Consider the following 19059-nt stretch of genomic DNA (forward strand, 5'->3'; position numbering starts at 1 on the left):
TCTCGATACGCCGCCTCCGGCGCCTACTCGACCAGCATGGGTCGGCCCACGAGTGGACCCGAATCGGGGCCCGACACAGGGCCACACCCCGATACGCGTCCCCTCGCGCGCCTCACCGCCTCCGACTGGACGCGCACCGGGGCCTGCTCGGGGCGCGAGGCCCCTCACGGGTCCGTTCGAGGACTCCTGCTGATCGAGTAGCCCGCGCAGCGGGCGTATCGAGATCCCCCCTGACCAGCACGCCGACTCCCAGCGCGCCGCCTCCGGCGGCCGCGCTCCACCCGCGCCGCTCAGGGGATCAGCCGCCGGTCGCGGAGGTCCTGGAAGAGGCGCAGGAACATCGCCTCGGTGTCGATGTACTCGTGGAAGCCCGCCCGCCGGGACTTCGAGCTGTCGGCGATGACGTCGTAGTCCCAGCCGAAGACGAAGTCGCCGAACCGCCAGGACGACACGTCCTCGTACGGGGTGGGCACGAGGCCGTGGCGCTCGATCATCGCCTGCCACAGCGCGCCCTTGTCGGCCATCACCTCGGTGAGGCTCATCGGCAGCGGCGGGGCGACCTCGAGGTCGAAGAAGGCGGCGATCCTCGGCCACATCGACGACCAGCGGAACAGATCGCCGTTGGTGATGTTGTAGGCCTGATCGCGGCTGCCGGGGTCGGTCGCCGCCCAGACGGTGGCCTTCGCGAGGAGATCCGCGTCGGTCATCTCGATCAGGCTCGTGTACGCGCCGGGCGCTCCGGGGAAGCGCAGCGGGATCCCGAGCTCCCGGCTCATCGAGGCGTACACCGCGATCACCATCGCGAGGTTCATCGGGTTGCCGAGGCCGACGCCGGCGACCACCGAGGGACGCAGCGCGGACCACGACCACCGGGCGCCCGCCCGCCGCCGCTCGAGGAACCGCTGCTGATCGACGTTGAACTCCGGCGGCATGTGCGGCGGGTCGTCCTCCCGCGCGGGCGTGGCGAACGGGCCGAGGTGCGCGCCGTAGACCTTGTAGCCCTGCATGAGCGAGATGTGCTCGAGACCCGGGGCGACGGGCTCGATCGCGTCGACGACGTGGGTGAGCATCGCCAGGTTCGGCGCGACGAGCTCCGCCCAGGTCGCCGGTCCTGGTACGCGGCGTAGAAGACGTGCGTGACCGCCGCCTCCTCCGCGAGGGCCGCGGCCGTCGCCTCCCGGTCGAGCAGGTCGACCGCGATCTGCCGGACGCGGGCGGTGTCCGCACCGCCGCGCCGCGAGACGCCGACGACGTCCCAGCCGCCCTCCTGCTCGAGATGCCGGATCAGGTTCCCCCCGATCACCCCTCGCGCTCCGACCACCAGTGCTGTCCTGTTCATGCGGCTCTCTCCTCACATCGCGTTTTCACGATGCCCTGTCTAGCAGACATCGGGATATCGCGATGTGACGATAAGCTGGGGCCATGACGGAGCTGAGCGACGAGGAACTGGTGACGGCCTTCAAGGCGCTCGGGCATCCGACGCGTCTGGCGATCCTCGGCTGGCTGAAGGAGCCCGCGTCCTTCCCCGCGCAGGACCGGCCCGCCGAGGAGGTCGGCGTATGCCTCAAGCACATCCAGGCCCGCGCCGAGGTGTCGCAGTCCACGGCGTCGCAGTTCATGGCGACCCTGCAGCGCGCGGGCCTGGTCACCTGCACCCGGATCGGCCCGTGGTCGCACTACCGGCGCAACGAGGAGACCCTCGCCGCCCTCGGCCTGGCCGTGCTCGACGGCGTTCAGACCCCCTGAGGCCGCTCCGGCCGCGTCGCCAGGGCGGCGGCGGCCGCCACGCCGACGGTGTCGACCGGCTCCCGGCCGAGGAGTGCGGCCAGGTCGCCGCTCGGCTCCCCGAGGAAGCCGTGGCGCACCGCCGAGTGGATCGACATCAGCATCGCGGGCTGGAACGGCTTCAGTCCCGCTGCCCCGTACGACGCCCGGCGCTCCGCGAGATCGAGGTCGTCGAGCGGGACGCCCAGCCGCTCCGCCACGTCGCCCGCCGTGATCGCCGGTCCGACCAGGTCGTAGGCGCGGCCCTCGTGCTCCCCCGGCGCCGCGGCCACCGTCGCGGCGACGTCCGCCAGGTCCTCGCGGGCGACGGCGGCCAGCGCTCCCTCGCCGAACGCCGAGACGAGCCGCCGCCCGGACCAGGTGAGGAGGGAGCCGAAGAGGTCGGCGTAGAGGCCGTTGCGGAGGACCGTCCAGCGGACGGCTCCGCGGGCGAGACGGCGCTCGGTCCAGCGGTGCGCGAGGGCGAAGGCGAGGTGGTCGCCGGCCGCGGTGACGCTCGTGTAGACGACGTGCCCGACGCCGTCGCGCTCCGCCGCGGCGAGCGCCGTCTCGTGCCGCGCGACGACGACGTCGTCCTCCGCCTCCCCCGCCGACACGAGGACGAGGGTGTCCACGCCCGCGAAGGAGACGGTCGACGGATCGTCGAGGTCGATCCTCCGCAGGCCCGGCCGCTCCTGGCGGCTGCTGCCGATCGCGGGGACGCCGCGCCGGAGGAGGGTCTCGAGGATCGCGGAGCCGAGCTGCCCGGTCGCGCCGGTGACGAGGATCACGGTCTCACCTTTCGTGGTTCTTCGGGATGACTACGCTCTGATCGTGCTGCGCCCCGTCAGCCCCGACAAGGAGGCACTCTCGTGTCACTCACGCACACCGGAGTAACCGCGGACCTCGAGCCCTGCGGTCGGGAGGATCATCCCGACTGCGGCATCAGGGACGTCCTGACGCGGGTCGGCGACACCTGGTCGGTGCTCGTGATCGTCGAGCTCGCGAGCGGCGACCGGCGGTTCCGCGAGCTCCAGCGCGCGATCGACGGGATCTCGCAGCGCATGCTGACGCTGACCCTGCGCCGCCTCGAGCGCGACGGCCTGGTCGAGCGGACCGTCTTCCCGACCGTGCCGGCCCAGGTCTCCTATGCCCTCACCGCCTCCGGCAGCAGCCTCACCCACCTCGTGAAGGCCCTCGCCGACTGGTCGCTCGAGCAGCGGCCGGCGATCGCCGCGGCCCGCGACCGCTACGACGAGCGGAACCCGGGCCACGCCATCCGCTGACGCCCGGCCCGGGGAGGAGAATGGCCCGGTGGACATGCGGACCGTCGAGGTGCTGAAGGCGCTGGGCAACCCCACCCGCCTGCAGATCATGGAGTGGCTGCGGACGCCCGAGGCCTCCTTCAGCGAGTACGAGCCCATCGCCGACCGCGCGGAGTTCGGCGTGTGCGTCACCCATCTCGCCGCGAAGACCGGCCTCGCGCAGTCCACCATCTCCTCCTACATGGGGTCGCTGGAGCGCGCCGGCCTCGTGCGCTCGACGCGGGTGGGGAAGTACACGCACTACCGCCGGAACGCTGCGGACGTCGACGACCTTCTGCACCGCCTCGAGGACACCCTCTAGCGCTCGGGACGTAGCGACGTTTCGAGGATCGTCGATACGATGGCGGCATGAGCACCTCGTCGACGGCCGCCCCGGTGCGCCGCGCCCTCCTCGTCCAGGCCCATCCGGAACCGGGCTCGTTCTCCTCCGCCCAGGCCGACGCGGTGGCCGAGCAGCTGCGCGCGGACGGGATCGAGGTGCGACGGATCGACCTCTACGCGGACGGCTGGGACCCCGTCCTGCACCGCGACCAGTTCGCGAGCGCGGCCGGACACTTCAAGCCGCAGGCCGAGCAGAGCGCCGCCGTCGCCGCGGGCACGCTCGGAGACCCGGTGCAGTCGCACCTCGACGCACTGCGGGAGGCTGACCTCCTGGTGCTCTCGTTCCCGCTCTGGTGGTTCTCGATGCCGGCGATCCTCAAGGGCTGGATCGACCGGGTCTTCGTGATGGGCGCCGCGTTCGGCGGCGAGCACGGCGTCTTCGCCGAGGGCGGGCTGCGCGGACGGCGGGCCGTCCTGCTCCTGACCACCGGCGGCGGGGAGCCGGCGTTCGCGCCCGGCGCGGCCGACGGCTACGGCGAGCTGGACGTCTTCCTCGCGCACATCCACCGCGGCATGCTCGAGTTCGTCGGCTACGAGGTCCTGCCGCCCGTCGTCACCTACGCACCCGCCCGCCTCGACGCCGACGAGCGCGCGGAGGCACTGCGGAGCGCCCGCGCCCGGATCGCGGACCCCTTCATGCTGATCGAGTAGCCCGCATCGCGGGGCCTCATGCCGATCCAGCAGCCCGCATCGCGGGCCCCTTTCATGCTGATCGAGTAGCCCGCGCAGCGGGCGTATCGAGATCCACCGTCTCCAGCACGCCGGGTCTCGATACGCCGCCGGAGGCGGCTACTCGACCAGCATGGAAGGCACCGCCGGAGGAGCCTGCTCGACCAGCATGCGGGGCACCGCCTGAGGCTGCTACTCCGCAGGCGTCGTGGGCAGCAGCTCGGCCACCAGCGCCTGCACGCGGGCGCGGATGTCGTCGCGGATCGGGCGGACCTCCTCGAGGGGGCGGCCCTTCGGGTCGGCGAGGTCCCAGTCCTCGTAGCGCTTGCCGGGGAAGACCGGGCAGACGTCGCCGCAGCCCATCGTGATCACGACGTCCGAGGCCTGCACCTGCTCGGTCGTCATCAGCTGCGGCACGGCCCGCGAGATGTCGATGCCCTCCTCCGCCATCGCCGCGACCGCGACCGGGTTGATGCTCTCGCCCGGCTCGGAGCCGCCGGAGCGCACCTGCACGGCACCGCCCGAGAGCTCGCGCAGGTAGCCGGCGGCCATCTGCGAGCGGCCGGCGTTGTGGATGCAGACGAAGAGGACGGTCGGGGCGGTCATACGGCCGAATCTACCGACAGAGTCCACCGCGAGCACGCCCCTCGGGCGCCGCCGTGGACCAGCGCCCGCCCGCGCTTCTGGAGTCGCGGGCGCCCGCCCGCTCGACGCACACTGGCCGGGCCCTCTCCCGCGACTACCCCTCGGACGGATCACCGTGCTCACCGGACTCAGCGCCTTCCCGCTCACCCCGCTCCGCGACGACGCCGTCGACGAGCCGGCCTTCGCCGCCCTCGTCGAGCGCCTCGCCGCGGCCGGTGTCGACTCGATCGGGGCGCTCGGCTCGACCGGCTCCGCCGCCTACCTCGACCGCGAGGAGCGGCGCCGGATCGCCTCGCTCGCCGTGCGGCACGCGGGCCAGGTGCCGGTCGTCGTCGGGATCAGCGCACTGCGGACCTCGCAGGTGCTCGCCCTCGCGGAGGACGCGCAGGAGGCGGGCGCCGCGGCGGTGCTCCTCGCTCCGGTCAGCTACCAGCCGCTGACGGACGACGACGTCCTCGGCCTCTACGAGGACGTCACCGCGCAGCTCTCCGTGCCGCTGGTCGTCTACGACAACCCCGGCACCACGCACGTCACGATGACCGACGAGCTGTACGGCGCGATCGCCCGGCTGCCCCGCGTCGCCTCGATCAAGATCCCCGGCGTCCCCGCCGATCCGGCCGCCGCGGCCGACCGGGTGGCCGCGATCCGAGCGCAGGTGCCCGCGGGCGTCACGATCGGCGTCTCCGGCGACGCGTCCGCCGCCCGCGGCCTGCTCGCCGGCTGCGACGCCTGGTACTCGGTGATCGGCGGCACGCTCCCCGGCCCCGCGCTGACGATCGCGCGCGCCGCGCAGTCCGGCGACCGCGCCGCCGCCGAGGCCGAGTCCTCCCGGCTGCAGCCGCTCTGGGACCTCTTCGCCGAGCACGGCGGCAGCTACCGGGTGATCGCCGCGATCGCCGAGCAGCTCGGCCTCGCCGCCCCGGACTGCCTGCCCCGCCCCATCCGCGGCCTCGACGCACCGGCGCGTTCCCGGGTCGCCGAGGTCGTCGCCGCCCTCGACCTCGGCACCCCCACCGGCTGAGCTCACGGCGCGTCCACCGACCCCGGCGCGTCCAGCACCACCCGCCCGTCCAGCTCGAGCCGGTCGAGGAACGCGTCGTCGTGGCTGACGACGAGCAGTCCGCCGCGCCAGGCCCGCAGCACCTCGACCAGGTGGTCGGCCGTCGCCAGATCGAGGTCGTTCGTCGGCTCGTCGAGCACGAGCAGCTGCGGCACCGGACGCGCGAGGATCACGCCGGCGAGCGCCACCCGGAAGCGCTCCCCGCCCGAGAGGGTCGACGCGGGCCGGTCGACGATCGCGCCGCGCAGCAGCAGCCGCGCGAGGGCGTCGCGCAGGGCCGGGATCGGCAGGTCCGGCGCGGCCCGGGCGACGTGCTCGAGCACGGTGCGGTCGTCGTCGAGCATGTCCTCGCGGTGCTGGGCGAGGTAGCCGATGCGGTCGGTGAGCGCCCGCGCGTCCGTGCCGGGCACGGGATGCGGGCGGTCCGGCTCCGCGCCGACGAGCCGCTCGAGCAGCAGCGTCTTCCCGGTGCCGTTGGCGCCGATCAGGCCGAGGCGCTCGGGGCCCCGGAGCACCGTGGTCCGGCCGCGGACGGTCAGCTCGGCGAGCCGCCGGGTCGCGGGCACAACCGGGTCGGGCAGGTCGAGCCGCACCGCGTCGTCGTCGCGGCGCCGCCCGGACGCCTCGTCGACCCGGTCCTTCGCGCGCGCCTCGGCCTCGGCATGACCGGAGCGGAGTCGTCCCGCGGTCCCCTCCGCGCGGCCGCGGCGGAAGTCGGAGGCGCCCTTCGGCATCGACCGCCCCGACTTCTCGCCCGCCTTCGCGCGGCGGGCGATCGTGGTCTGCGCCTCGATCCGCTGGCGCTTCTCGGCGCGCAGCACCTGCTCGGCGACGCGGACGTCGCGCTCGACGGCCGCGCGCTCGACGGCGAGCCGCTCCTCGAAGTCGGAGAACGTGCCCGCCGAGGTGCGCAGCTCGCCGTCGCGCAGCTCCGCGATCTCGTCGACGTGCTCGAGCAGCTCCCGGTCGTGGCTGACGACGACGAGGGTGCCGCGCCAGCCGTCGACGAGCGCGAGCAGCAGCTGCCGGGAGCGGCGGTCCAGGTCGTTCGTGGGCTCGTCGAGGACCGCGATCGGCCGGCCGCGCAGCGCCACCCCTGTCACGGCCGCGAGGACCGCCTGCCCGCCGGAGAGCATCGAGACGGGGCGGAGCAGATCGGCGGCGTCGAGGTCGAGTCCGGCAGTGCCCAGCGCGGCGACGGCCCGGGCCTCGATGTCCCAGTCGTCGGCGAGCGCCTCGAACCGGTCCGCCCCGGCGTCGCCGGCCAGGATCGCGTGCAGTGCGTCGAGCCGGCCGCGGATCCCGAGCAGATCGGCGACGGTGTCGTCGGCGCCGCGCGGCAGGCGCTGCGGCAGCAGGTCGACCGCGCCGGTCGCGGTGACGGTCCCTCCCGTCGGCACGAGGTCGCCGGCGACGAGCCGCACGAGCGTGGACTTGCCGGCGCCGTTCGCTCCGACGAGGGCGGTGCGGCCGCGGCCGAACGCGGCGGTCACGTGGTCGAGGACGACCGAGCCGTCCGGCCAGGCGAACGAGCAGTCGGTGAGGACGAGGGACGGAGGGGTCGGTGAAGAGAAGGGCACGGTGCTCCCGGTGGTCGCGTCGGCGCACGACGACCACCGCCCTCCGCCGGGGCGGGAGCGCGCGTCCGCCCGGTTCAGCGGGCGGGAGCAGGGGTCGTCAGTGCGAGGGCAGCTGCTGCGTCGTGGACGCAGTACCGGTGCTGATGCGCACGAGACCGTCTTTCCTGCGGGGAGCCCCCGTGTCCGCGAGCCGATCGGCCGGCCGGTGAGGTGGCCGCCCCGACGTCGCGGCTCGCGACGAGGTACGCGACGACGGTACGCGCGGAGCGGGGGCGGCCGCAAGGGCGGGGTGTCTCTTCGCTACTGCACCAGCGCCAGCAGCGCGCGGATGTCGGCGGCGAGCAGGTCCGGCTCCTCGTGCGGCGCGAAGTGGCCGCCGCGGGGCATCGGCGTGTACCGGACGACGTCGTAGCTGCGCTCGGCCCAGCTGCGCGGCGGGTGCGTGAGGTCGAAGGGGAAGACGGCGAGCGCGGTCGGCACCTCGACCCGGCCGACCCGCGCCGTCCGCCCGGTCGCGTACTCCCAGTAGGGCCGGAGCGACGTGGCGATCGAGTCGGTGAACCAGTAGAGCGAGGCGAGGGTGAGCAGGTAGTCGTCGTCGAAGCGGGTCGCGAGGTCACCGCTGCAGTCGCTCCAGGCCCGGTGCTTCTCCAGGATCCAGGCGAGCAGGCCGACCGGCGAGTCCGACAGCGCGGGCGCGAGGGTGAGCGGCCGGGTCTGCTGCTGGTGCTCGTAGGCGCCCTCGTCCGCGAACCAGGTGCGCTGCTCCTCGAGGTGCTCGCGCTCCTCGGCGGTGAGCGAGTCGTCCTCGACGTGCTGCGGCGAGGCGACGGCGAGCAGATGGATCCCCGCCACCGCCTCCGGGTGGCTCTCGGCCAGCCGCGAGGTGATGCCCGCCCCCAGGTCGCCGCCGTGCGCGGCGTAGCGGGTGAACCCGAGCTCCTCGGTCATCAGCCGGTGCCAGAGCTCGTGCGTCTGCTCGTCCAGCCCCGGCCGCTGCGGCGAGAACGGGAAGCCCGGAAGCGCGGGCACGACGACGGTGGCCGCCTCCGCCGGGTCGCCGCCGAACCGCGACGGCGAGGCGAGCCGCTCGGCGAGCGCCACCAGCTCGAGCGCGGTGCTGGGCCAGCCGTTCGTCAGGACGATCGGCAGGCGGCCGGGCGTCTCGGCCTCGAAGCGGAGATAGGCCATCGGCGTCCCGTCGAGGTCGGCCTGCGCCCACGGCAGCTCGCGCATCCGCCGCTCCTGTCCCGGCCAGTCGAACTCCTCCGCCCAGCGCCGGGCCAGCCGCCGCAGCTCGGCCTGGTCGGTCCCCGCCGACCAGCCCTCGACCGGCCACTCCGGCGACCAGCGGGTCCGGCGGACGCGCTCGCGGAGCTCGGCCCACTCCTCGGCGGAGACAGCGGGAACCGGAGAGTCGGAGCGAGACCAGGTCATCGCTCGACCGTAGCGGCGGTGGCCGACATCAGAACAGGTCGGGGCTCTCCTGCTCCCGCGCCGTCGACGACTCGACGTCGGCGACCTCGTGGCGCAGCGACGCGGTGACGTCGCGGGCGCCGGCGACGGACTCGACCCGCACCGTCACGCGCTCGACGGGGACGACGGTCCGGGTGAGGGCGATCCGCTCCTCGTGCAGGACCACGACGATCGGCTCCTGCGGGGCCGCCGCGATCGCGTCGGGCAGCGGCGGGCCGTCGGCGATCGGCTCGCGGGTGACGCGCAGCTCCTCGCGGCGGACCTCGACCGTGATCGTGCGCTGCTCGGTCACGACGACCCGCCTGACCCGGACGCGCTCGGTGGCGTGCCTGCGCGTGCCGACGAGGAGGCGCTCCTCGTGCAGGACCACCTCGGCGGTCGGCGCCGGCTCGGACGCGGTCGGCTCGGTCGGTGTCGGCTCGGTCGGTGTCGGCTCGGTCGACGTCGGCTCGGTCGAGGTCGGCTCGGTCGAGGTCGGCTCGGTCGGTGTCGCGCTCATGCGGTCCCCTCGATCTGCTGCGGACGCGGCCGGCCCTGCTCGGAGCGAGCGGAGCCGGCCGCGGGTGGTGCGGGTGGTGCGGTCGTGCGCCTAGCGGGGGCGGCGCGCGGTGGTCGCCGGGGCGGCCTGCTTCGCCTGGTCGGCGGCGCGCTTCGCCTGCTCGGTGACGGACGGGGCGTTCTGCGCCTCCTGCTGGATCTTCGGCGCCTCCTCCTCGGCCTTCGTGAGGATCGCCTCCCAGCGCTGCTGCATCGGCTTGATCAGGCCGCCGCCCGCGCCGACGATGATCACGCCCGCGATGATCGCGAGGACGGCGATGAGGATCGGCGTGGTGACCGTCGTCGCGACCTCGATCTGGTTCAGGGCCGCGGTGACCCCGAGGAAGAGGATGAACACCGCGACGATGTTGCCGAGGGCCTTGCCGTAGGAGAGGCCGCCCAGGGTGTTCTGGATCAGGCCCTTGGCACCCGCGGCGATCGCGGCGGCGAGGACGACGATGATGATCGCCACGATGATCTTCGGCAGGAAGCCGATGATGCCCTGCAGCAGGTCGCTGACCGGGTTGGGGCCGAAGACCCCGAAGGCGAACTGCAGGACGAAGAGCACGAGCGTGTAGTAGATGATCTTCGACACGATGTCGGAGGCGTCCAGCGTCGAGTTCGCGAGCGCCTTCTTGATGCCGCCGCGCTCGACGGCGCGGTCGAAGCCGACCTTGGTGAGCAGGCGCGAGAGGCCCTTCTCGATGAGCTTGGCGACGATCAGGCCGACGATGAGGATGAGCAGGAACAGCAGCGCGAGCGGGACGAACGCGATGACCGCGGCCAGTCCGTTCTGCAGAGCGGCGGGGAGATCCATGGGGAGCCTTTCGGGCACGGTCCGGAGCAGGACAGGTGAGGGTGGTGCATGGGGTCGTGCGGAGTGGAGCGGGTGCGGCGGCCGGTGGGCGGTGCTGCTCGCCGGCCGCCGCGGGGATCGCTAGGAGCGCGCGTCGCGGTCCGCGACGGTCTCCTCGGCGGAGGTGCGGGTGCCGGTGCGGACGGCCTCGGGCTCGACGAGCTCGATCTCCTCGTGCGAGACGTCCGCGTCGACGGTGCGCTGCTCAGTGACGGTCTCGGTGCCGAGCGACACGCGCTCGACGGGGACCGTCTCCTTCGCGGTGACGACGCGCTCCTCGGTGAGGATCACCTCGTGCTCCTCCTCGCTGAGGTCGGGACCGGCGAGCGCGTCGCCGGCGTTCGCCTCGGTGATCGGCTCGCGGGTGAGGGTGACCTCGTCGTGGCTGACCGGGACCGTCTTCGAGACCTGCTCGGTGACGATGTGCTTGCGCAGGCGGGCGCGGCCGGCCTCGACCCGCTCGGTGCCGACGCGCAGGCGCTCCTCGGAGCGGGTCATCGCGTCGTCGGTCGTCGGGCCCGAGGTGTCGTGGCCCTCGGTGCCGCGGTCGCGGTCGGCGGCGCTGTCGGCAGTGCGGTCGACGCCGCTGTCCGTGCCGGCGCCGCGGTCGGCGTCCTGGTCGTAGAGGGGCGCCTCGGTCGGCGCCGCATCGGTGCCGCCGAGCCCGTAGTACGAGTAGAGGGCCTGCTCCTCGTCGGCGGAGAGCTGTCCGTCGTCCTCGATGCGCGGGGCGTCCTTGACGAAGGCCTTCTCGTAGCCGACGCGGAGGACGCCGCCCTCGTAGCTCGCGTCCGCGAGGGGCGCGAACGACTCCGAGGAGCCGAACAGGCCGGTGCGGACGGTGACCCAGGTCGGGGTCTGCGTGCTGTCCTCGACGTAGACCTGGCCGACGGTGCCGATCTTGGCGTCGTCGCTGCCGTGCACGTCGGCGCCGATCAGGCTGTCGATGCTGCTGCTGTCGATCATGGTGCTCTCTCTTCTCTCCCGGGACGGTGCCGCGGGGTCGCTGGTGCGGGGCGGAGGCGAAACGGGGCGCGGCCACCGGCGCAGCGGGTTCTGCGGGGTGGTGCGCGCTCCTCGGGGAGGCGGACCGGCGCGGGGATCGCAGGGAGCACGGTCCGGCAGCGGCACACTTACAGCGTAAGCCTGGTCGGAGCTTACGGTGTAAGCGTTGTTACGGTGGAGGTGCTTGCCTTCGCGGCACCGCACCTGGTATCCGGGCGGGCGGGCACTGCAGGAAGGCGCGGTGCATGACCGACAGCGAGAAGCCGAAGCGGAGCGGCTCCCCCGCCCGCAAGCTCAGCCGGGACCTCATCGTGGAGACCGCGCTCGCGATGATCGACCGCACCGGCCCCGAGGCGCTCTCCATGCGCACCCTCGCGCAGGAGCTGGGCGTCGAGGCGATGTCGCTCTACCGCTACGTGCACGGCAAGGAGGACCTCCTCGAGGGCGTCATCGCGCTGCTGATGCGCGAGCTCACCGTGCGGCTGGACGAGGCCGAGAGCCGGCACTGGCAGGAGTTCCTGCAGACGGCCGCCCACGAGGTCCGGCGCATCGCGACCGACCACCCGAGGGCCTTCCCGCTGGTCGCGACCCGGCACCCCGCGGCCCCCTGGCTCCGGCCGCCGCTGCGCAGCATCGAGGCCGTGAACACCTTCCTCCGCTCGCTGACCGGCAGCGGGCTCACCGACGCGCAGGCCGTCGGCGCCTACCGCTCGTTCAGCAGCTTCCTGCTCGGCCAGCTGCTGCTGCAGGCCGTGGTGCAGGGCGCCGAGACCTCGCCGACCGACCTCCCGCTCGACGAGGGCGACGCGACGATCCCGCAGGGCGACGGGAACGTCTCCCTCGACGTCGCGCCCGAGGTGAGGCGGCTCCGCGGCCTGCTCAGCGAGGACCACAGCGACGAGGAGTTCGAGATCTCCCTCGAGGTGCTCCTCGACCGGCTCGACCGGGAGCTCTCGCAGTAGCCCTCGCTGCTCCGCGGGGCGCGGCGACCCCCAAAGACCCGTTTGACGGTTCGTAAGGCCGGGCGTGACGATGGCCGCATGTCCACTCTCGAGGAGCTGCGCGCCACCGCCCACCCGATCCGGCTCCGGCTGCTGTCCCTGGTGACCGGCGCCGCGGCGAGCGCCGCCGAGGCCGCGCGCGAGCTGGGCCTCTCGCAGGCGACCGCGAGCTACCACTTCCGCGTGCTCGAGCGGGCCGGGCTGGTGCGGGTGGTCGAGACGGTGCGGCTGCGCGGCGGCGAGGCGAAGCGCTACCGGCACGAGTCCTCCGGACGGCCGTTCGACGTGACCGCGACCGTCGAGGCCGGGCCGGCGGAGGACCGGCAGCTGTACCTGGAGGCGCTGATCGAGGAGCTGCGGCGGCGGTCCGCGGCCCGCGCCGACGGCCCGCAGCTCTCGACGGACGCCGAGCTCTGGGTCGACCAGGAGACCTGGCGGCGGGTCGTCCGGCACGTCGGCGAGGCGTCGGCTCTGCTGCACGCGGCGGCCCGGCCGCCCCGGAGCCCGGGCACGGTGCCGGTGTCGATGACGACCGCGCTGTTCCCGCTGCGGCGGCCGTGACCCCGCCGCCCGGGAGCCGGGCACGCGGCCCCCTCGCGCACCGCCCGTTCCGCCGGCTGCTCGCCGCCCGGACGACCGCCGTGCTCGGCAACGCCGTCGCGCCGATCGCCCTCGCCTTCGCGGTCCTCGACCTGACCGGCTCGGCGACCGACCTCGGCCTGGTCGTCGCCGCGCGCTCGCTCGCCAACGTCGCCGTGCTGCTGCTCGGCGGGGTCCTCGCCGACCGGCTGCCGCGCTCCGTGATCCTGGTCGGCACCTCGCTCGCCGCCGCCGGCACCCAGGCGGTCGTCGCCGCCCTGGTGATCAGCGGGACCGCGAGCATCCCCGCCCTCGTCGTGCTCGGCGTGCTGAACGGCGCCGTCGCGGCGGTGAGCCTGCCTGCCGCGTCTGCCCTCGTCCCGGAGACGGTCCCCGTGGGCGAGCTGCGCCCCGCGAACGCGCTGCTCCGCCTCGGTCTCACCGCCGGGACGATCGTGGGCGCGTCGGGCGGGGCGGCCGTCGTCGCGCTCGTCGGACCGGGGTGGGGGCTCGCGATCGATGCGGCCGGGTTCGCGCTCGCCGCTCTCCTCTACTCCGGGCTGCGGCTGCCCGCCTCGACCCGCGCGGTCGCCGGCGGCTCGGTGCTCGCCGACCTCCGCGAGGGCTGGCGGAAGTTCTCCGGCCGGCGCTGGGTCTGGATCGTCGTGGCCCAGTTCACGGTGCTGAACGCGGCCTTCGTCGGCGCGACCACGGTGCTCGGGCCGGTGATCGCCGACGAGTCCTTCGGCCGCGCGGCCTGGGGGCTGGTGATCGCCGCCCAGACCGTCGGCCTGGCGATCGGCGCCGTCATCGCGCTGCGCTGGCGACCGCGGCGGGCGCTGGCCATCGGCGTCGCCCTGATGGCGGTCACCGCCGTCCCGGTCGCGGTCCTCGGCGTCGTCCCCGCGCTCCCCGCCCTGATCGTCGCCTTCGCGCTCGGCGGCGTCGCGCTGGAGGTGTTCGCCATCGCCTGGGACCAGTCGCTGCAGACCCACGTGCCGCGCGAGGCGCTCGCCCGGGTCTACTCCTACGACATGGTCGGCTCGTTCCTCGCTGTTCCGCTCGGCGAGGCGCTCGTCGGGCCGCTCGCGGACCTCGTCGGCACGCGGGCCGTTCTGCTCGGCTGCGCGGCGGTGATCGTCGCGGCGTCGCTGCTCGCCTTCGCCAGCAGGAGCGTCCGCGGCGTGGGCAGCGCGCCGGCGGGCACAATGGCGGGCATGGACCCCGAGAACAGCCCGGCCGCGACCGAGACCAGCCCGCCCGACGCCGCCCCGGCCGCGACCGGCCGCTACGCGCACGGCCACCACGAGAGCGTCCTGCGCTCGCACCGCTGGCGCACCGTCGAGAACTCCGCGGCCTACCTGCTGCCGCACCTCGCGCCCGGCGTCTCGATCCTCGACGTGGGCTGCGGCCCGGGGACGATCACGGTCGACCTCGCCGAGCGGGTCGCCCCCGGCCGGGTGCTCGGGGTGGACGCCTCGGCCGAGGTGATCGCGCAGGCCGCGGCCCTCGACTCCGCGGCGGAGTTCGAGGTGGCGGACGCCTACGCGCTGCCGTTCGCGGACGACTCCTTCGACGTCGTGCACGCGCACCAGGTCCTGCAGCACCTCACCCGTCCGGTCGACGCGCTGCGCGAGTGGGGCCGGGTCGGCCGCCTCGTCGCCGCGCGCGACGTCGACTACGCCGGCGTGCTGATCCACCCGTTCACGGAGGGCCTGCAGGCCTGGGCCGCGCTCTACCAGCGGGTGCACCGCGCCTCGGCCGGCGAGCCCGACGCGGGCCGGCGCCTCAAGGCCTGGGCGCGGGAGGCCGGCTTCGAGAGCGTCGAGGTCACCGCCTCGCTCTGGGTGTTCGAGAACGCGGAGGACCGCGCCTGGTGGGGCGGCATGTGGGCGGACCGGGCGGTCTCCTCCTCCTTCGCCACCGTCGCCCTCGAGCGCGGCCTCGCCACGCAGGCCGAGCTCGAGGCGATCAGCGACGCCTGGCGCGCCTGGTCCCGCGACGAGGACGGCTGGCTCTCGATGCCCCACGGCGAGCTCCTCGCGCGCTGAGCGTCGCCGCGGCAGAGGTGCCTTCAGCGTCTGGACTCGTCCGACGTCTTCCGCGGCGCTACGAGCTGGCTCATCCGCTGCGGGGTGATCTGGAGCACTCGTGCCGCCTCCGCTTGCGTCAGCCGGTGATCGGCGAGCAGGGACCGGGCGGCCTCCCGGCGGAGGCGTGCGCTGCGGGCCATCGACGCCCGCCCTTCGCGCTCCGCCGACTCGGCCTCGGAGAGCAGCACGGACACCTCGGCCGGCAGTTCGATCACGACGTCGACCCCGCCGTCCCAGCTCTCGAGATCCAGCCAGAGCGCGGCGACGTCGCGCACGTCCTCGTCGAGATCCTTGAGTGAGCGCGACTGTCCCATCGCGACGATCTCCGCTCCAGTCGGACCGGCGCTCGTCAGCGCGGGGATCGTGAACACCCACCAGCGGCCCTCCCGGTGTGCGTGGGCAGCGATCGTCTCCTCGGTCATGCCGACCGACCTCCTCGTTCTCGTGTCATCGCCAGCTCGGCGGCGTCGCGGGGAAGACGGCGACGATCTGCCGGACCACTCCCGCCGACACCTCGCCGTGCGCTGGAATGCTGATCCGGCCCTTCCCGTCCGGGTCTCCCCACCATTCGTGGGACCCCTTCGCATCGCGGAGCCGTTCCCAGCCCTGCGAGCGGAGGAACTTCGCCACGTCGCGATACTTCTGCGGCTTGGTCATGGAATCTACCCCCGCTTGTCAACGGCATCAAGTGGCGCTGAATTCGATGGCACGACTTCGCACCTCGGATCGGCGCTCTCGGGAGAGAATCCTGACGACGGGAGAGAGGTACCGGCTCATCTGGCGCAGAACGTCGCGCTGCTGGATGAACGGGGAGGCAGAGGGATGACGTTCGCGCTGCTCGTGTGCTGAACCGTTCCGCTGCCGGCGGACACGGCTACGGAGCGGAGCGGTGATCCGGTTCAGTGGGGGCATGCGCAGAGTCCTGATCCTGGGTGGCAGCGGATGGCTGGGGCGCCGGCTCGCGGAGCGGGCGGTCGCGGCGGGGGACGAGGTCACCTGCGTGGCCCGCGGCGAGGCGGGAGCGGTTCCGGGCGGCGCGCGGCATCTGCGCGTCGACCGGCGCGACCCGGGCGCCTACGACGGTCTGCGCGGCGAGTGGGACGAGGTCGTCGAGCTCGCCCACGCTCCCGAGCTCGTCGGGCCGGCCCTCGACCGCCTCGCGCCGGCCGCCGCGCACTGGACTCTGGTCTCCTCCGTCTCCGTGTACGCCGACGTGGAGCGGCCCGACGCCGACGAGTCCGCCGCCCTGGTCGAGCCGGCCGACCCCGGGCAGTACGCGGACGCGAAGGTCCTGGCCGAGCGCGCCGCCGCCGACGCCCTCGGCGGCCGGCTGCTGATCGCGCGCCCCGGCCTGATCGCCGGGCCCGGCGACCCGAGCGACCGGCTGGGCTACTGGCCGGCCCGCCTCGCCCGCGGCGGGACGGTCCTGACGCCCGAGACGGACGGCCGGTTCGCGCAGGCGATCGACGTCGACGACCTCGCCGACTGGCTGCACGCGGCGGGCTCGGCGGGAGTGACCGGAGCCGTCGACGCCGTCGGCCCGGCCGTGCCCCTGGGCGACCTCCTCGCGACCGCCGCCGAGCTCGCCGCCTTCCGCGGCGACGTCGTGCCCGCCGACGACGAGACCCTGCTCGCGCACGGCGTCGGCTACTGGGCCGGCCCGCGGTCGCTCCCGCTGTGGCTGCCCGCCGAGGCGGTCGGCTTCAGCCGGCGCAGCACCGCCTCGTACTTCCGCGCCGGCGGCCGCCACCGTCCGCCCGTGGAGACGCTGCGCCGCGTCCTCGACGACGAGCGCGCCCGCGGACTGGACCGGCCCCGCCGGTCCGGCCTGGAGCCTCGGGACGAGCGGACCGTCCTCGACGCACTGCGCTGACCGGCGCCCTCGGCGAGCCCGCCCACGCGCCGCCGCCGCACAACATCAGCTGAGACGGGTGGGCCTCGCCCCACAGAGGAGGCTTCCCCTTCTCAGCTGATGTTCTGCGCGAGTCCGCCCCGCTCCGCCCCCTCGTTCGCCGACACCCGTCGGTGAAGAGCCGCGGATCGGCGCCGATCGGGCGCCGCGAGCGCCTTCTGTTACGGCGAGCGTCGGCCGCCGTCGCGCCCGCCCGCCGCACCGCGCCATCATCATCAGCACACCGACGCGGACAACGTCTCCGAGCACCCCGCGCCCCCTCTCCCACCCCGCACCGGGCGCTCTCCTGCGCGCCCGCGCACCCTCCCGGAAGGACCGACGCCATGATCCGCCTCGAGCAGCTCACCAAGGTCTACGGGCAGGGCGCCGACGCCGTGACCGTGCTCGACCGCCTCGACTTCTCGGTCGGCACCGGCGAGATCTACGCCGTCGTCGGGCCGAGCGGCGCCGGCAAGAGCACCCTCGCCGCCTGCGTCAACCTGCTCGAGCGGTCCACCTCCGGCACCGTCGTCGTCAACGGCGACGCCCTCTCGCAGCTGTCCGAGGCGGAGCTGCGGGTCGCCCGCCGCCGCATCGGCACCGTCTTCCAGTCCGACGGCCTCTTCAGCCGCCGGACCGCGGAGCAGAACGTCGCCCTCCCGCTCGACTACCTGGGCGTCACCGCAGCCGAGACGAAGCGCCGCGTCGCCGAGCTGCTCGAGCGCGTGGGCCTCGGCGACCGCGCCCGGTACTACCCGCACCAGCTCTCCGGCGGCCAGCGCCAGCGGGTCGGCATCGCCCGCGCCCTCGCCCTGCGCCCCTCCGTCCTGCTCTCCGACGAGGCGACCTCCGGACTCGACCCCGCCTCGACCACCGCGATCACGACGCTCCTCAAGGAGCTGCGCGACGACCTCGGCCTGTCGATCCTCTTCATCACCCACGAGATGGAGACGGTGCGTCAGGTCGCGGACTCCGTCGCGCGCCTCGATCACGGCCGCATCGTGGAGTCGGGGCGCCTCGTCGACCTGCTGCGCGACGCGTCCTCGCCGCTCGGCCTCGCGCTCAACCCGGTGCGCCCCTCAGTGCTGCCGGGCGCGGGGCTCGACGAGTGGGTCGTCGGCTACGCCCGCGACGGAGTGCCGGCCGACTGGGTGACGCGGCTGTCCGACGCGGTCGGGCCGGTCGCGCTGCTCGGCGCGGCGATCGAGACGGTCGACGGACGCGCCGTCGGGCACGCGACGATCGGCCTCGGGCCGGTCGAGGAGCGCCGGCTCGCGCACGCCGCCGACGCTCTCGGGCTGTCGGTGCGGCGGGGCGCGGTCCGGTCGGACGCCCTCGTCGAGGAGGCGGCGGCATGAGCGCGCTCGTCTCCTCGGCGGCCCTCGGTGCGCTGCACCTCGACACTGTGCACGCCCTCGGTGCGCTGCACCTCGACAACAAGGTCCCCCTCACCGACATCCCCGCGCTCGTGCTGCCCGCGCTCGGCGAGACGCTGATCATGGTCGGCATCGTGATGCTGATCGTCGTGCTCGTCGGCGTCCCTCTCGGCGCCGCCGTGCACAACCTCGCTCCGGGCGGTCTGTTCGAGAACCGCGCCGCGCACCAGATCCTCAGCTGGATCATCAGCATCGGCCGGTCGCTGCCGTTCCTCATCCTGATGGCCTCGATCATGCCGTTCACCCGGCTGATCACCGGCACCAACATCGGCATCGCGGCGGCCGTCGTGCCGATGTCGATCGCCGGCATCGCCTTCTTCACCCGCATCGTCGAGAACGCGCTGCGCAGCGTGCCGCTCGCGCTGACCCGGGTGGCCCGCGCCTCCGGAGCGTCGCGGCTGCAGGTGATCCGCTCGGCGCAGCTCAGCGAGGCGGTGCCGCAGATCCTCGGCGGCCTCACCATCAACACCATCGCGATGATCGAGTACTCCGCCATCGCCGGCACGATCGGCGCGGGCGGCATCGGCTACGTCGCCGTCACCTACGGCTACCAGCGCTTCGACACCACCGTGATGCTCGCGACCATCGTCATCCTCGTCGCGACCGTCGCCGTCGTGCAGCTCACCGGCGACGCACTGGTCCGCGCGACCACGCCGAGCGCCTCCCGGTCCCGGCGCACTCCGCGCGTCGCGGTCACCGTCTAGCCGCATCTCCCCCCCCCCGATCCCGCCCCGGGCCCTCCGCCCGGGCGTCCCTCCCGC

General features: G+C 74.2%; 21 protein-coding genes and 2 pseudogenes. 12 read left to right on the plus strand and 11 right to left on the minus strand.

Annotation, left to right across the window (positions count from 1 at the left end):
* Positions 1-290: 290 nt before the first annotated feature.
* Positions 291-1070: an SDR family oxidoreductase gene (locus MT353_RS14190; RefSeq protein WP_243624903.1), complete on the minus strand. Its 780-nt coding sequence runs from the start codon at positions 1068-1070 to the stop codon at positions 291-293.
* Positions 1071-1144: 74 nt separating this feature from the next.
* Positions 1145-1339 (minus strand): annotated as a pseudogene (locus tag MT353_RS22130) (NAD-dependent epimerase/dehydratase family protein); the annotation flags it as partial.
* Between the two features lie 83 nt (positions 1340-1422).
* On the opposite strand from MT353_RS22130, the gene MT353_RS14195 reads away from it, so the two are divergent.
* Entirely contained in the window at positions 1423-1746 is a 324-nt protein-coding gene (locus MT353_RS14195; protein WP_243624904.1) for a helix-turn-helix transcriptional regulator, read from the plus strand.
* Here the strand turns inward: MT353_RS14195 and MT353_RS14200 are convergent.
* Entirely contained in the window at positions 1734-2555 is an 822-nt protein-coding gene (locus MT353_RS14200) for an NAD(P)H-binding protein (RefSeq protein WP_243624905.1), read from the minus strand. The genes MT353_RS14195 and MT353_RS14200 overlap by 13 nt on opposite strands.
* A gap of 81 nt (positions 2556-2636) precedes the next feature.
* Here MT353_RS14200 and MT353_RS14205 point away from each other — a divergent pair, with 81 nt between their 5' ends.
* From MT353_RS14205 to MT353_RS14215, 3 genes are read left to right on the plus strand one after another with little or no spacing between them, the layout of a single operon-like run.
* Positions 2637-3050, plus strand: a complete 414-nt coding sequence (locus MT353_RS14205) for a helix-turn-helix domain-containing protein (protein ID WP_243585752.1) — start codon at positions 2637-2639, stop codon at positions 3048-3050.
* A 34-nt stretch (positions 3051-3084) separates the two neighbouring features.
* Positions 3085-3390 (plus strand): helix-turn-helix transcriptional regulator, encoded by a 306-nt coding sequence (locus MT353_RS14210; protein WP_243599793.1) that lies wholly within the window; start codon positions 3085-3087, stop codon positions 3388-3390.
* 47 nt (positions 3391-3437) lie between these two features.
* Positions 3438-4121 (plus strand): NAD(P)H-dependent oxidoreductase, encoded by a 684-nt coding sequence (locus tag MT353_RS14215; RefSeq protein WP_243624906.1) that lies wholly within the window; start codon positions 3438-3440, stop codon positions 4119-4121.
* A 210-nt stretch (positions 4122-4331) separates the two neighbouring features.
* Here MT353_RS14215 and MT353_RS14220 read toward each other — a convergent pair whose 3' ends face one another.
* Positions 4332-4745 (minus strand): arsenate reductase ArsC, encoded by a 414-nt coding sequence (locus tag MT353_RS14220; RefSeq protein WP_243624907.1) that lies wholly within the window; start codon positions 4743-4745, stop codon positions 4332-4334.
* 154 nt (positions 4746-4899) lie between these two features.
* On the opposite strand from MT353_RS14220, the gene MT353_RS14225 reads away from it, so the two are divergent.
* Complete coding sequence (locus MT353_RS14225; protein ID WP_243624908.1) at positions 4900-5805, plus strand: dihydrodipicolinate synthase family protein; 906 nt, start codon at positions 4900-4902, stop codon at positions 5803-5805.
* Between the two features lie 2 nt (positions 5806-5807).
* On the opposite strand, the gene MT353_RS14230 is transcribed toward MT353_RS14225, so the two are convergent.
* From MT353_RS14230 to MT353_RS14250, 5 genes are all read right to left on the minus strand, one after another.
* A complete protein-coding gene (locus MT353_RS14230) occupies positions 5808-7424 on the minus strand; it encodes an ATP-binding cassette domain-containing protein (protein WP_243624909.1) in 1617 nt (538 codons plus the stop codon).
* A 300-nt stretch (positions 7425-7724) separates the two neighbouring features.
* Positions 7725-8861 (minus strand): epoxide hydrolase family protein, encoded by a 1137-nt coding sequence (locus tag MT353_RS14235; RefSeq protein WP_243624910.1) that lies wholly within the window; start codon positions 8859-8861, stop codon positions 7725-7727.
* Positions 8862-8889: 28 nt separating this feature from the next.
* A complete protein-coding gene (locus tag MT353_RS14240; protein ID WP_243624911.1) occupies positions 8890-9399 on the minus strand; it encodes a YsnF/AvaK domain-containing protein in 510 nt (169 codons plus the stop codon).
* Positions 9400-9489: 90 nt separating this feature from the next.
* A complete protein-coding gene (locus MT353_RS14245; RefSeq protein ID WP_123447332.1) occupies positions 9490-10254 on the minus strand; it encodes a hypothetical protein in 765 nt (254 codons plus the stop codon).
* Positions 10255-10374: 120 nt separating this feature from the next.
* Positions 10375-11259 (minus strand): DUF2382 domain-containing protein, encoded by an 885-nt coding sequence (locus MT353_RS14250; RefSeq protein WP_243624912.1) that lies wholly within the window; start codon positions 11257-11259, stop codon positions 10375-10377.
* A 284-nt stretch (positions 11260-11543) separates the two neighbouring features.
* Between MT353_RS14250 and MT353_RS14255 the strand changes: the two genes are divergently transcribed.
* From MT353_RS14255 to MT353_RS14270, 4 genes and pseudogenes are all read left to right on the plus strand, one after another.
* Complete coding sequence (locus MT353_RS14255; RefSeq protein ID WP_123706181.1) at positions 11544-12260, plus strand: TetR/AcrR family transcriptional regulator C-terminal domain-containing protein; 717 nt, start codon at positions 11544-11546, stop codon at positions 12258-12260.
* Between the two features lie 78 nt (positions 12261-12338).
* Positions 12339-12860: a helix-turn-helix domain-containing protein gene (locus MT353_RS14260; protein WP_243599464.1), complete on the plus strand. Its 522-nt coding sequence runs from the start codon at positions 12339-12341 to the stop codon at positions 12858-12860.
* Positions 12857-14035, plus strand: a pseudogene (locus MT353_RS14265) (MFS transporter); the annotation flags it as partial. The gene MT353_RS14260 and the pseudogene MT353_RS14265, both read left to right, overlap by 4 nt.
* 60 nt (positions 14036-14095) lie before the next feature.
* Entirely contained in the window at positions 14096-14929 is an 834-nt protein-coding gene (locus MT353_RS14270; protein WP_374204712.1) for a methyltransferase domain-containing protein, read from the plus strand.
* A 23-nt stretch (positions 14930-14952) separates the two neighbouring features.
* Here the strand turns inward: MT353_RS14270 and MT353_RS14275 are convergent, their stop codons facing one another.
* Positions 14953-15393 (minus strand): hypothetical protein, encoded by a 441-nt coding sequence (locus MT353_RS14275; protein ID WP_132437269.1) that lies wholly within the window; start codon positions 15391-15393, stop codon positions 14953-14955.
* Positions 15394-15418: 25 nt separating this feature from the next.
* Complete coding sequence (locus MT353_RS14280; RefSeq protein WP_123736102.1) at positions 15419-15628, minus strand: type II toxin-antitoxin system HicA family toxin; 210 nt, start codon at positions 15626-15628, stop codon at positions 15419-15421.
* 253 nt (positions 15629-15881) lie between these two features.
* Between MT353_RS14280 and MT353_RS14285 the strand changes: the two genes are divergently transcribed.
* The 3 genes from MT353_RS14285 (at position 15882) to MT353_RS14295 (ending at position 19002) form a co-directional block, all read left to right on the plus strand.
* The gene (locus MT353_RS14285; RefSeq protein WP_243624913.1) at positions 15882-16844 is read left to right on the plus strand and encodes a reductase; all 963 of its coding nucleotides are present in this window, start codon (positions 15882-15884) and stop codon (positions 16842-16844) included.
* A gap of 362 nt (positions 16845-17206) precedes the next feature.
* Positions 17207-18220, plus strand: coding sequence for a methionine ABC transporter ATP-binding protein (locus MT353_RS14290; protein ID WP_243624914.1), 1014 nt, complete (start codon positions 17207-17209; stop codon positions 18218-18220).
* Positions 18217-19002 (plus strand): methionine ABC transporter permease, encoded by a 786-nt coding sequence (locus MT353_RS14295; RefSeq protein WP_243624918.1) that lies wholly within the window; start codon positions 18217-18219, stop codon positions 19000-19002. Before MT353_RS14290 ends, MT353_RS14295 begins: the two co-directional genes overlap by 4 nt.
* Positions 19003-19059: the final 57 nt, after the last annotated feature.

The organism is Rathayibacter sp. VKM Ac-2927 (assembly GCF_022815525.1).
GTDB classification, from domain to species: Bacteria; Actinomycetota; Actinomycetes; order Actinomycetales; family Microbacteriaceae; genus Rathayibacter; species Rathayibacter festucae.